At 44.5% G+C, this 11,984-nt stretch carries 13 protein-coding genes; 8 read left to right on the top strand and 5 right to left on the bottom strand.

Features of this window, described 5'->3' with window-relative positions; translation table 11 throughout:
* Window positions 1–4: 4 nt before the first annotated feature.
* The 3 genes from ABWW58_RS00620 to ABWW58_RS00630 form a co-directional block, all read right to left on the bottom strand.
* Window positions 5–409, bottom strand: a complete 405-nt coding sequence (locus tag ABWW58_RS00620) for a YtxH domain-containing protein (protein ID WP_353867370.1) — start codon at window positions 407–409, stop codon at window positions 5–7.
* Between the two features lie 143 nt (window positions 410–552).
* The gene (locus ABWW58_RS00625) at window positions 553–1,095 is read right to left on the bottom strand and encodes a tryptophan transporter (protein WP_353867371.1); all 543 of its coding nucleotides are present in this window, start codon (window positions 1,093–1,095) and stop codon (window positions 553–555) included.
* Between the two features lie 502 nt (window positions 1,096–1,597).
* Window positions 1,598–2,029, bottom strand: a complete 432-nt coding sequence (locus tag ABWW58_RS00630; protein ID WP_353867372.1) for an HIT family protein — start codon at window positions 2,027–2,029, stop codon at window positions 1,598–1,600.
* Between the two features lie 193 nt (window positions 2,030–2,222).
* Between ABWW58_RS00630 and ABWW58_RS00635 the strand changes: the two genes are divergently transcribed.
* Genes ABWW58_RS00635 through ABWW58_RS00645 form a run of 3 tightly spaced genes read left to right on the top strand, consistent with a single transcriptional unit; the run spans window position 2,223 to window position 5,873 of the window.
* Entirely contained in the window at window positions 2,223–3,899 is a 1,677-nt protein-coding gene (locus ABWW58_RS00635) for a hypothetical protein (RefSeq protein WP_353867373.1), read from the top strand.
* 16 nt (window positions 3,900–3,915) lie between these two features.
* Window positions 3,916–4,668, top strand: a complete 753-nt coding sequence (locus ABWW58_RS00640) for an ABC transporter ATP-binding protein (protein ID WP_353867374.1) — start codon at window positions 3,916–3,918, stop codon at window positions 4,666–4,668.
* The gene (locus ABWW58_RS00645) at window positions 4,656–5,873 is read left to right on the top strand and encodes an ABC transporter permease (protein ID WP_353867375.1); all 1,218 of its coding nucleotides are present in this window, start codon (window positions 4,656–4,658) and stop codon (window positions 5,871–5,873) included. The genes ABWW58_RS00640 and ABWW58_RS00645 overlap by 13 nt, the downstream gene beginning before the upstream one ends.
* A 46-nt stretch (window positions 5,874–5,919) precedes the next feature.
* Here ABWW58_RS00645 and ABWW58_RS00650 read toward each other — a convergent pair whose 3' ends face one another.
* Window positions 5,920–6,354, bottom strand: coding sequence for a ferritin-like domain-containing protein (locus ABWW58_RS00650; protein WP_353867376.1), 435 nt, complete (start codon window positions 6,352–6,354; stop codon window positions 5,920–5,922).
* Window positions 6,355–6,615: 261 nt separating this feature from the next.
* On the opposite strand from ABWW58_RS00650, the gene liaF reads away from it, so the two are divergent.
* The 5 genes from liaF to ABWW58_RS00675 all read left to right on the top strand — a co-directional run bounded on the left by liaF (window position 6,616) and on the right by ABWW58_RS00675 (window position 10,905).
* Window positions 6,616–7,431 (top strand): cell wall-active antibiotics response protein LiaF, encoded by an 816-nt coding sequence (gene liaF / locus ABWW58_RS00655; RefSeq protein WP_353867377.1) that lies wholly within the window; start codon window positions 6,616–6,618, stop codon window positions 7,429–7,431.
* A gap of 3 nt (window positions 7,432–7,434) precedes the next feature.
* Complete coding sequence (locus tag ABWW58_RS00660; protein ID WP_353867378.1) at window positions 7,435–8,484, top strand: sensor histidine kinase; 1,050 nt, start codon at window positions 7,435–7,437, stop codon at window positions 8,482–8,484.
* Window positions 8,468–9,106: a response regulator gene (locus ABWW58_RS00665; RefSeq protein ID WP_353867379.1), complete on the top strand. Its 639-nt coding sequence runs from the start codon at window positions 8,468–8,470 to the stop codon at window positions 9,104–9,106. The genes ABWW58_RS00660 and ABWW58_RS00665 overlap by 17 nt, the downstream gene beginning before the upstream one ends.
* 278 nt (window positions 9,107–9,384) lie before the next feature.
* Window positions 9,385–10,086: a TerC family protein gene (locus ABWW58_RS00670; protein ID WP_353867380.1), complete on the top strand. Its 702-nt coding sequence runs from the start codon at window positions 9,385–9,387 to the stop codon at window positions 10,084–10,086.
* A gap of 114 nt (window positions 10,087–10,200) precedes the next feature.
* A complete protein-coding gene (locus ABWW58_RS00675) occupies window positions 10,201–10,905 on the top strand; it encodes a TerC family protein (protein ID WP_353867381.1) in 705 nt (234 codons plus the stop codon).
* Window positions 10,906–10,919: 14 nt separating this feature from the next.
* On the opposite strand, the gene ABWW58_RS00680 is transcribed toward ABWW58_RS00675, so the two are convergent.
* Window positions 10,920–11,822 carry a LysR family transcriptional regulator gene (locus ABWW58_RS00680; RefSeq protein ID WP_353867382.1) on the bottom strand — a complete coding sequence of 301 codons (903 nt, stop codon included), beginning with the start codon at window positions 11,820–11,822 and terminating at the stop codon, window positions 10,920–10,922.
* Window positions 11,823–11,984 lie beyond the last annotated feature (162 nt).

Consider the following 11,984-nt stretch of genomic DNA (forward strand, 5'->3'; position numbering starts at 1 on the left):
TTTATTATAGTGACGGCGGTGTTTCTTCTTCGCCAGGTTTTTTCTCAGGCGATTCTTCCATCAATTTATTGGTCAGCTTTTCCTTTGCAGCTTCCAACTGAACGACATTGTTTTTGATCTTCGTCAGATAGGGCTGAACATCTTCTTTCCATTCTTGAAGAAGATTACCGATATCTGAGACAGCAGACTTGAGAACCGGTACGCTCTCGTCTTTTAATGCGACGACGCGATCTTTCACCTGGCTCAAGCTGTTTGCCGCATCCTTCAATGGCTGCTGGATTGAGGCTGCCTTTTCCTTAATGTCCCCTCTGATTTCTTCACCTTTCTTAGGTGTGGTCAGAAGGACAATGGTGCCGCCGATAATACCGCCGACAACCGCTCCGATTGTGTACGAAAAAAATTTGCTCATTCCATTCACCTCTTCAACTAAAGTATACGTTCGTCATTACTTCTATTATACCCTAGACGCTCACGCTTATCACTTGAAAGCATAGATCCGGATAACAAAAAATCTCCGATTCTGTCCAGAATCGGAGATTTCAATAATTATTTTTAGTGAAGTGTTGGTTTTGGAGCTGCACGGAAGAATCCGCTTCGTTCGCCGATTTTAACAATGATTGGATAAAGAACAGCGAACAGTACCAAGTTGGCAAGTGCAGTCGGAAGCACCATAGCGATAAATAATGTACCGAATGCTGCCGAGTTCATACCTGCAACAAGAATGGCAACAGTCAAGAATATCGTTCCGCTGAGCAGAGTACCGAGTCCTGCTAAAACAACACCAAAAATGTATTTAACTTTTGGCTGTAAGTGCCGTGCGATTAAGTAGAAAACAAGGAATACAACGGTAGAAGTAATCAACTTATCCACAACATTCGGAATAAATCCTCCCGGAAGCGTCGTTGTTAATCCTGCTAAAATTCCGTCGACAAATCCGATAATGACAAAGGTCTTGAGATCGGCGAAAAGAAACAGGGATAAGAAAAGCATCACAAGTCCAAAATCGGACTTCATAGGAAATCCCGGAACTACCGCATGCAGTATGGTTCCAATGGCGAGTAATAAAGCAACAATAATCAAATTCTTAAGTTTCATTCTAATCTCTCCTCAACTGAGCTGATGTTTCCTTCAGCAGTGCCCCAACGGCCTGCTGCAAGGTGTATTCAATACTATACACGTGTTATACGAAAAATTCAATTCAAATTCAGAAATTTTTAGAGGGTGTTCAAAAAGTCCGAGAAAAAGGCAATGTGGATCTTCTGCTGACGACGTGCACGTCGTCAGCAGATGTCACCGCATCCTGCGGAAGTTCTGGGTCAGCTTGTTTCTCTGCTCCTCACGTATTAACAGGGGATCTTCAACTAATAGTGTAGGAACTCCGGCTAAAAACACTCACGTCCTGTGAGCAACGCCGGAGTCACCACGTCCTGTGGAAGTACGTCCTGTGAAAGTACGTTCCGGTGCTCAAAACTGCGCTTCCTTGATCTTCGACGCTCAGGACGAGCTAGTGTCAGGCATGACGCGCGACGTGGCGATTTGCCTGACCTCGGCCCTTTTTTTCCTCCTTTTTGAACAGACTTTTTTAGTCATAAACAATTCAATCGATTTCTTTTGCAATCGCTTGGGCGATCTCGGCACGCGCTTCATTTGAATAGTCATCCATGTGTGACTGGAAACTGAATGAGAATGTGTCGTCCTTCCCGTAGCGCGGAATTAAATGGAGATGGAAATGGAAAACGCTTTGTCCTGCAAGTTCGCTGTTATTATTCAGCAGATTCATACCCACCGGTTGAAAAGCTTTCTGAATCGCTTTGGCGATCACAGGAGCTTTGCTGAACAGTTTTTCTGCGATTTTAGGGTCAAGATTGAAAATGTCTTTTTGATGCACTTTAGGAATGATCAGCGTGTGGCCCTTCGTTACTTGTCCCAAATCGAGAAAAGCCAAGATATCGTCATCCTCATATACCTTTGCTGATGGAATTTCGCCTTTTGCAATTTTGCAGAAAATGCAATCTGCCGCTTCACACATGAAAATCATCCTTTCTTGTCTGCTTTTTGTTCATTTTAGCACATTCTTTAACAGTATCATAAAGGGATTGCGGATCAATAGGGCGAATTTAGCTATCAGTATAGCCTGTGGAGCCTTCGCTAAGTTACAATATAAAGAAAGAGATTGCGGCAGGGCAAAAGACATTGCTGCAAGATAAGGGACGGAGGAACTTATGATTTATTTATTCAGCTTACTTGCATTAACCTTAAATCCTTTTGTGTGGAAGAAAAAATACAAAAGCAGAACCTTTCTTTTTGCTCAAGCGACGCGTGTGATCTTAGGATTAATGATCCTGTTTCTACTTTCCTATGTGGGTTTAATTGATCACACGTGGCAGGCATTTTTAAGCCACGGATCTTTGTTCTGGGGAATCTTTCTGCTTATTGATGTGGTCTATGCGAAGGAGCGGTTGATCTCAATCAATCTCCTGGCAGGAGTGGTGATGCTTCTGTTTTTCGGATACCTGCATGTCATTTATCCACTCACAGTGACGATGGCAAAATATAATTTTGCCGCTGAAAAAACAACAGTGGCCACCCGTGACGCACGATCAATGGATGAACAGCATATTCCGGTGGTTCCGGAAAAGTATGCGCGTTATAAAAGTGAGAAAATTCTCGGAGAACTGGCTCATGTATCTTATTACGAGCTTGGCTATACGTCGCTGCAAAAAATTGATGGGCATCTCTTTTGGGTTACGCCAATTGAATACAGCGGCTTTTTTAAGTGGATGAAAAGTCATCGAATTCCCGGCTACATCAGCATGAGTGCTGAGGATGAGAATGCGAACGCATCACTTGTGAAAAAAGAAATGAAATATGTACCCTCCGCTTATTTCTCTGAGAATCTGAAGCGACTTGTCCGCACCGAAAATAAAGCGCCTATTTTGTTTCGTCCAAGTTTCGAACCGGATGAATCTGGAAAGCCTTATTATGTTGTAGCTTATGGATACTATAATAAATTGCGGCAGATTCCTGATATTAAAGGCGTATTTGTTGTTGATCCGAAAGATGGGAAAATCCGCAGCTATCCAATGAATAAGCTTCCCGCATTTATCGATCAGGCGATTCCTTCAAATGTCGCGGAACAATGGAATGCGTGGTACGGTGAGAACGTCCATGGTTTTTGGAATAAAATCTTTGCTCAGGAAGATATCAAGCGCCCCACGGAGTGGTCGCATTCCGATGAAGTGAATGGTGTGTTTGATCACGAGCTTGAACTAAATTGGTTTACTGACTTTACACGACCCAAATCAGGAAGCGGTGCGATGGTCGGGTATTCGATGCTCAACACCCGGACGGGCAAAATCACCTATTATTCGGGGGCAAACGGTCTGCTTAATGGAAAATCAGCGATGAATGTCGCGGAAAAGACGTTCAAGCAGAATAAATATGAGGCGGGCATTCCAAACCTCTATACGATTTATGGGCAGGAGACATGGGTTGTTCCATTAATGGACAGCAATGATGTACTTCGCGAGTTGATGCTGATTCATGCGAAAAATGAAAATGTCTACAGTGCGGAGACAGATAAGCGTAGTCTTTTCGATAACTATAAATATGCTGTAGCGACAAAGCTGGGCGGTGACAAAACCGTTCCAACCAATAAAGCGCTGATCAAGAATCTGGAAGGCAATGTGACTCAGATATACAAATACCAAGACAGCGAATCACGGCAGACAGTGACTCAGTTTATGATCAAGGGCAGCGAGAAAATCTTTACCGTGTCTTCGGGGCAAAATCCGTACAGCGTTTTTCTGAAGGTTGGGGACAGCGTGTCCATTCAGTACATTGACACAGATGAAACTGTTTCGGCGGTTAAGACGTTTACACTTCAAAGCAAAAAATGAAAGAGGCTAGAGAGCTATGAATCCAGTGCTATCTGTGAAACAGCTAAGTGGCGGTTATTCACGCCAGCGACCGGTACTCCATGACGTATCGTTCGATATGAATGCGGGCGAACTTGTGGGACTTGTCGGCTTGAATGGTGCAGGAAAAAGTACAACAATTAAGCACATTCTCGGACTTTTAGAGCCGTATTCGGGAGAAATACGTATCAGTGGCCGGACGATTCGCGAGGATAAGATCGGCTATCGAAAGAGCATGGCCTATGTTCCTGAAATGCCGGAACTCTATGAACAGCTGACGCTCGAGGAACATTTGCAACTGACGGCAATGGCTTATCACTTGGATCAGAAAACCTACAAAGAACGAAGCGAGCAGTTGATGAAGCTTTTCAACATGGAGAAGAAGAAACACTGGTTTCCAACTCACTTCTCAAAAGGAATGCGTCAAAAAGTGATGATTATGTGCGCGTTTCTTGTACGTCCGGAGCTGTATATTGTTGACGAGCCTTTCGTCGGATTGGACCCGATCGGCATCCAATCGCTGCTCGATCTTATGACTGATATGAAAAAGTCAGGTTCATCGATTCTAATGTCCACACATATCCTGACAACTGCAGAGCAGTATTGCGACCGCTTCATTATTTTGCATGAAGGACGAATTGCGGTGCAGGGGACTTTAGAGAAGATTCGCCGTCAGTTCGGCGATCCGAAGGCAAGTCTTCATGAGATTTATCTGGCCGTGGCAAGGGGCGAGACACAATGGATGGAATGAGCAGGCTTTGGAGTAAGCGGTGCAGGGAAAATTTTCAGATGCAGCTGCGCTATTGGAACTTGATCGGACGGAACAGCGGCCTGATGTTCTTTGTGTATGCAATGATCTTAGTTGGCGGCTTTTATTATAAAAAATGGCTCGACACGCTGCCGCTAAATTTTCCGGGAGTACTTGTGATCAGCATCGTACTCGCTTTGGCTTGTGCCCATGCACCGATTCGCACCTTTTTCCAGCGTGCTGATCTTGTATTTCTTCTGCCTGCCGAAGCCGAACTTGGCGACTATTTTCGAAAAAGCAAACGATATAGTTTCTGGATGCAAAGTGCGGATTTGCTTGTGCTTTGGATTATTTGTGCACCGCTCTATTTTCAATCCACCGGATTAAGAACAGGTATGTTTTTTTCTGGTTTTGCCGCATTGCTGGCAGTAAAAGCATGGGCTATCAATTGCAGTTGGCGTGAACAATTTATTGAGGATACGCTGCCGCTTCGTTTTTTACGGACCACGCTTTCGTTCTGCTTCATTTACTTCGTGCTCAGTCGTCAAAACTTAATTGTTATTGGCGCGTGCGCTGTAATCATGGTCCTGGTCGCAGTGTTTTTGTTTCGCAGGCAGGCTGCGGACGCATTGATGCGCTGGTCGCGTATCCTTGAAAGCGATGAGCGGCAGGCAATGCAGTTCCTTCGTTTTGCCAATTTGTTTACCGATGTTCCGCGGCTGAAGCGGCGAACCCGTGCGCGCCGCCTATTGAGTAGTTTGTTCCCTGTGCGCCGTTTTGAAAAGAAAACGGTGTTCGCTCAGATTTTCATCAAGACATTTATACGCTCGGATGAGTACTTAGGCATGTACATGCGCCTGACTGTGATCGGTGCTTTGCTCGCTTATTTTCTCAACATCGGTTATTTTTCCGTTTTTATCGTTGTTTCGGTTGTTTATTTAACCGGATTACAACTTCTGCCCATTTGGAACCATCCTTTTCCGCAGGCACTTGCCGGTTTGTATCCGCTCGCTGAACAATTGAAACGTGATCCATTCGTTCAGCTTGCCACCCGGCTGCTTATCGGGCAGAGTTTTGTACTTAGTCTTGCGGCAGGCTTCGGCACGCGTTCGTATACCGCTTTTCTGATTTTTATTTGTGCAGGTTCAGCAGTGGGCTTGTTTTTCTCAAAGAGCTATATAAAGCGAAGAATTCAGCGTGCCGCATAAAAAAGGAGTTGGGGATTTCTCCTCAACTCCTTTTTTTGTTTTTTTATCAAGCAAATACAGGATCGGTCAATGTTTTGGTTAGCTTTTCCAAATGATTCTGTTCATCAGCGATCATGTCTTCCAGTTTAACAACCAATTCGATCATGCCGAGCTCCTGAGCTTGGCTGCGGCGTTCACGATAATTTTCCAATGTATCGGCTTCTGCTTGACGCGCGCCCTCGAGCATGGCTTTGGCATTACTTACTTTTGCAACTGTGGCTGGTACTGTCGTTGGTTCGCCGCCAAGGTTGGCAATTTTTTCAGAAAGATAAGCGGCATGTCCTAGTTCGTCAGGAATTTCTTCTTCAAAGAAAGGCTTGAGAATTTGGTAATTCAAACCGGATACGGTTGTCGCATAATAATTGTACTGAATAACCGCGGAATATTCACCTGCAAGATCTTTATTTAAACCATCAATTAAAGCTTGGACTTTCTTGTCCATGTCAGTCACCCTTTCATCAAACATATCTTAAAAGTACCCTTACAGCACTCATATTAAACCTATTCCATGAAAAACGATAAACAGAACACTTATTGTCACCTTCTGTTCACATATTAGGATGATCACTCAGACTTGGGACGGAGTAAAAAACCGTTCGCAGTCTATGGAAATGTTCCGCGCTTCTCTGTATAGTTAAACTATAAGCTTGGTCAGGACCTTGATGTCATGCGGCTTTTTATAGAGAAGAAAGGATGAGGCAAAATGTCTTTTGGAAAACTGTTGGCTGCTCTGGCGGTGGTTTTGCTCGGTGTCTATTGGCTGCTGGACAGCCTCAATCTTATTTCCCAGGGAATGATGCCGATTTTTAGCGCGTATTTTCCATTTTTGCCGATTTTATTCGGAGCCTTGCTCATTATTGCCCCACTTTTTGATAAGAAGAAACCACATTTTTTCTGGGGATTGTTCTTCTTGATTTATGGTAGTCTGCTGTTTGCCGGCCAGTCCGATTTGTTGGTTTTTCAATGGAATGATTTCTGGAAACTATGGCCATACCTGATTATCTATTTTGGATTAGGCATGCTATTTGGAAAAAATTTTACGGTTTCAGTTACAGATGAACGGAGAAGAAGCAAGAAGAAACATCATAGACATAGCATTGATTTTTCTTGGGATAATGAGCACCATCACAGTGAACAATCATCAAAAAATGACAGAGATTCTTATACATTTGTCAATGAATCAACGTTTAAACATGAAAACTGGATGGTAAAACCAATGAACGAACGCGTACGAATTGGTGACTACACGTTTGATTTTACCAAGGCATTTATTCCGGAAGAGACGATTCCGATTACTTTGTCGGGCTGGGTCGGTAATATCCGGATTACGCTGCCGGATGATCTGGCCTACCGCGTCCATGTGCATGCGAAGGTGGGTGACGCCAAAATAGGCGGTGACAAACAGAGCGGTGTGCTGCGAAATATCAGCTATCAAACACCGAACTATGATGAGGCGGCGCGTAAAATTGATTTTACGTTTGATTTTCAGGTCATTGATCTAAGTATTGTGCAGGTGTGATCGATGCAAAATTATCGAATTCGAACTGCTCGCTTTCAATTGATTGTCAGTTTTTTCTCAGCGCTTATACTGTTTACTTTCGTGCAGATTTTCGCATTTTTCTTCCCGTTTGAACATTCTTTGCTCGTGAGCACGTTTGTCTTTATGGTAAGCTTTGTCACTCAGTTTGTTTTAGAAACTAATGCCTTAACGAAGGACTATCGGCTTCTTCTCGACCACATAGACAGTATTGATCTGTTCGTTAAGACATTATCGGCAGGAAAGTTATCAGCCAGAATGAACGTTGAAAACGTTGGCGCAATCAGCCATGTGGAGCAATCACTGAACGAATTGGCTGATAAAATCGATACACAGGTGAAGTCGCTTCAACGACTCGTTGATGAAAATGTGCAGATGAATGCAAAAATAAAAAATGAGGCGGTTACTGCGGAAAGACAACGTCTAGCCAGAGATTTGCACGACGCGGTCAGTCAGCAGTTGTTCGCTCTGTCGATGCTGGCGTCGGCCGCAGAGAAGACGATTCATAGCAATCCTGATCTTGCGGCTGAAAATATCGCCGACGTATCGGATATTGCACGCAAGGCGCAGGGAGAAATGAGAGCCTTACTGCTTCATCTCAGACCGGTACGACTGAATAATGAATCGCTTGATAAAGGTTTGGAGCGGCTGATTCATGAATTAGACGGAAAGACGATGATTCATTTTGAAGCATCGATTCATCCTGTTCCCGGTCTCACCAAGGGAGTGGAAAATCATCTTTTCCGGCTTAGCCAAGAAGCGCTGTCTAATGCGCTCAGACATTCTGAAGCGACAAAGGTTGTGCTTTCTTTGCATGAGAAGGATCAGCTTGTGACGCTTACCATATTTGACAACGGACAAGGCTTTGATCCGAAACAGGAGAAAATAGCTTCATATGGATTAAAGACGATGAAAGAACGTGCGGAAGAAATCGGTGGTCATTTTATGCTGACGGCGCATGAAGGAGAAGGCACATCCATTCATATACGTGTGCCGATTCATAGGGAGGCTAAGGAAGATGACAGAGAAAATTAAAATCATGATCGTCGATGATCATGACATGGTCCGGAAAGGGCTGAAAGCCTATCTCTCAACGGAGGAAAATATTGAGATTGTCGGCGAAGCCTCTAGTGGAAATCAAGCAGTCCGTTCCTTTGAATCATTGCGGCCGGAAGTGATCTTAATGGATTTAATTATGGAAGACGGCAATGGGATTGAGGCGACCAAGCAGATTCTGGCCAGAGATCCTTCAAAAAAAATTATCATTCTTACGAGCTTCTATGATGATGAGCAAGTTTTTCCGGCAATTGAGGCAGGTGCGATGAGCTATTTGTTGAAAACAGCTTCTTCAGAAGAAATTATCCAAGCGATTCATAAAGCGCATCGAGGCAAAACCGTGATTGATGGGAAAGTTGCGCAAAAACTTGTGGCGGGGTTGCACAAAAGTCCACAGCCGTTTGATCAGCTGACTAATAGAGAAAAAGAAGTGCTGAAATTGATTGCTGACGGCAAAAATAATGCGGAAATTGCGGCAATCCTTTTTATCGGGATCAAGACGGTGAAAACCCATGTCAGCAGCATTTTCAGCAAGCTGGATGTCGCGGATCGCACGCAAGCAGCAGTCTATGCGTATCAAAACCATTTGTTTACAAAATAATGGGATGTTGTCTGAGTTGACAGATTAGTAGCCTCATAATATAATGATGATAACAAGTGAATCAGCCTCGTAAAAGGGGAGTAGCCATCAGAGTAAAGTCGTCATTACGGGAGAAATCCCCGGCTTCTCTGGCAGCCTCGGTGCTGTTGGCGAGACCTTTGCCTCGGACGGATGAAAGGGCAAAGGTGTTTTTTATGCACGCAGCCTTTCTGATTAATGTCGGAGCGGCTGTTTTTGTTTTGCAAGATAGAGGAACCCTATTTGAGGAGGATGATTGAATGGATTTCTTTTCGCTTGAGTTCTTGACCGCGCTTCTGCTTATCATTGGTATTGACTTGATTTTGGCCGGCGATAATGCAATCGTCATTGCACTTGCGGCAGCGCGTTTACAGGACCATCAACGAAAACGTGCGATCATATATGGGACACTTGGGGCGGTCGTTATTCGCGTCATTGCAACACTGGCTGTTGTTTGGCTGCTCAAAGTTCCTGGCTTGCATTTGGTCGGCGGTGTCCTGCTTGTTTGGATCGCATACAGCTTGCTTCGAGATCATAAGGAGAGTAAGCAAATTGTAGCAAAGACCAGTCTTGGCGCAGCCATTCGCACGATTATCATGGCTGATGCATTAATGGGACTTGATAACGTGCTTGCAATTGGCGGAGCAGCTTCGGGCAACTATATACTTGTGGTGATCGGTTTGCTCATCAGCATTCCGCTCGTGATGGGCGGCAGCGCGTTGTTTCTGAAATTGGTTGATCGCTATGCTTGGATTACCTTTGCCGGCTCCGGAATTCTTGCGTTTACCGCCGGAAAGATGATTTTTGCCGATCATATTGTCTACGATGCAATTGCTGGGTTCTCTTGGATCAAGTGGCCGATTGTGACTCTGATTATTGCGGGTGTGGTCTTCTTCGGATGGAGAAGCCAGCAAGGACACACGAAATCTTCTAAAGCAATACCTGTTGAAGAATCGATATAATCGAGACATTGACCTTGGCGATTACCGCCATGTTCTGGCCGACATGCCTCATGTCGGCCTTTTCGCAATTCATTGATGAAATTTGGTAAGTGTTTATAGGGGGACTGTTGATTTATGGAACTATTTACAATGGCATTTTGGTCATCTTTAATTATTATTGTTGGAATTGATTTATTTTTAGCGGGAGACAATGCGGTTGTGATCGCGCTTGCTGCCCGTCGTCTCCCGGATCATCAGCGCGGACGAGCCATTCTTTATGGCACAGTCGGTGCGGTGATTCTGCGTGCACTGTGCACGATTTTAGTTGTTTACTTGCTCATGGTTCCCGGTCTTCATTTTATCGGAGGCTTGCTGCTGATCTGGATTGCGTACCGTCTGCTTAGTCCGGCTGAATCTTCGAAATCGACGAAAGAGGTCAAGGCAAAGACAAGTCTGTGGGGGGCTGTTCAGACAATTGTTATTGCCGATGCGTTAATGGGACTCGATAATGTGCTTGCTGTTGCCGGAGCAGCGCAGAATGATCCGCTGCTTGTTATTTTTGGCCTGCTCATCAGCATTCCGCTCTTGATGGGGGGCAGCGCAATCATTTTGAAACTATTGGATCGCTATGCTTGGTTAATTTATGTTGGCTCCGGAATTCTCGCGATGACGGCTGCTCGCATGCTGTTTGCCGAACCCTTTGTCATTAAATGGCTGGGAGACCTCGTCGCATGGACAGAATGGCCGGTTGCCATCATGACCATCGCGGGTGTACTTTATTTCGGATGGCTTAGCCAGAGAAAGAGTATGGAGCAACAGAAACAAAATCAAGCGATTTAAATCAATCTTTTAAACTATTGGATCGTTGGTGTGTTACGGTCAAAGTGTTCAAAGTACTGGATGATAAACTGATAGAAATCCGAGACGATCGATGAATGAAACCGTTCCTTGTTCCATACTAAATGAATTGTCCGACTGCAGTGCGGATGACTGATTCTGAGCGGTACAATGGATTCATCTTTGACTGTTCTCAAGGTGAGCGAGGAGAAAAAAGCAACGCCTAATCCTTCCGAGACCAGTCCGCGAATGGACAAGGAATCGTCCACTTCAAAGGCGATATCGGGCTGAAAACCTGCCATGCGGCAATAGGTATCGGTTGTCTCGCGAAATGCGCCATTTGCCTTTAAAACAAAGGGTTCGTGAGCAATATCATGCAGATCAATGCTCTTTTTGGAAGCAAGAGCGTGCGTTTTCGGAACGACCAGGTAGATCTCATCGTTCATAAGCAGGCGTGAGTGAAGCGGTTTATTCTGCTCTAGCGGATATGGCGTGATACACAAGTCAATTTCGCCATTTTCCAACTGATGCTGAATCGTCGCTCGGGAAATTTGTTTTACGCGGAATCGAACATGGGGATGCTGTTTTCGGAAACTGCTAAGAAGTTCTGGGACAATCGGTGTGCGCATGACGGCAATGGAGATGCTGTCTTCATTTAGTTTTGCTAAATCAATGACCTCCTGCCGACCTTCCTGCAGGATGGAGAATGCGAGTTCAGCCTTTTCCAAGAAGATTTTTCCGTACCGGTTCAACTTGATCCGCCGTCCTTTGCGATCAAAGAGGGGAATGCCGATCTCGTCTTCAAGCCGTTTAATTGTCTGACTGAGTGAAGGCTGCGCAATGGATAATTCTTGCGCAGCTTTTGTCATGTGCTCGGTTCGTGCGACAGTTTGAAAATATTTTAATTGAAGCAGTTCCATCATGTGGCCTCCTTGGATAATCATTTATTAATAGTTTCAAAACTATACATTTATAATAATATATATATTGGTTTTAATGAGCAATACCGACTAATATAGTAAGTGTAAACGATGCGCCACATTAAAGGCGCTTTTTCTATCGGGAAATTTAACAAAAGTAAG

The organism is Sporolactobacillus caesalpiniae (genome assembly GCF_040513385.1).
Classification (GTDB): Bacteria; Bacillota; Bacilli; order Bacillales; family Sporolactobacillaceae; genus Sporolactobacillus.

Excerpts from the sequence above, each read along its gene's own strand:
- ABWW58_RS00645 (WP_353867375.1), top strand. The coding sequence starts at position 4,656 with ATGGATGGAATGAGCAGGCTTTGGAGTAAGCGGTGCAGGGAAAATTTT.
- liaF (WP_353867377.1), top strand. The coding sequence starts at position 6,616 with ATGTCTTTTGGAAAACTGTTGGCTGCTCTGGCGGTGGTTTTGCTCGGT.
- ABWW58_RS00675 (WP_353867381.1), top strand. The coding sequence starts at position 10,201 with ATGGAACTATTTACAATGGCATTTTGGTCATCTTTAATTATTATTGTT.
- ABWW58_RS00670 (WP_353867380.1), top strand. The coding sequence starts at position 9,385 with ATGGATTTCTTTTCGCTTGAGTTCTTGACCGCGCTTCTGCTTATCATT.
- ABWW58_RS00640 (WP_353867374.1), top strand. The coding sequence starts at position 3,916 with ATGAATCCAGTGCTATCTGTGAAACAGCTAAGTGGCGGTTATTCACGC.
- ABWW58_RS00680 (WP_353867382.1), bottom strand. The coding sequence starts at position 11,822 with ATGGAACTGCTTCAATTAAAATATTTTCAAACTGTCGCACGAACCGAG.
- ABWW58_RS00630 (WP_353867372.1), bottom strand. The coding sequence starts at position 2,029 with ATGTGTGAAGCGGCAGATTGCATTTTCTGCAAAATTGCAAAAGGCGAA.
- ABWW58_RS00660 (WP_353867378.1), top strand. The coding sequence starts at position 7,435 with ATGCAAAATTATCGAATTCGAACTGCTCGCTTTCAATTGATTGTCAGT.
- ABWW58_RS00650 (WP_353867376.1), bottom strand. The coding sequence starts at position 6,354 with ATGGACAAGAAAGTCCAAGCTTTAATTGATGGTTTAAATAAAGATCTT.
- ABWW58_RS00635 (WP_353867373.1), top strand. The coding sequence starts at position 2,223 with ATGATTTATTTATTCAGCTTACTTGCATTAACCTTAAATCCTTTTGTG.
- ABWW58_RS00620 (WP_353867370.1), bottom strand. The coding sequence starts at position 409 with ATGAGCAAATTTTTTTCGTACACAATCGGAGCGGTTGTCGGCGGTATT.
- ABWW58_RS00625 (WP_353867371.1), bottom strand. The coding sequence starts at position 1,095 with ATGAAACTTAAGAATTTGATTATTGTTGCTTTATTACTCGCCATTGGA.
- ABWW58_RS00665 (WP_353867379.1), top strand. The coding sequence starts at position 8,468 with ATGACAGAGAAAATTAAAATCATGATCGTCGATGATCATGACATGGTC.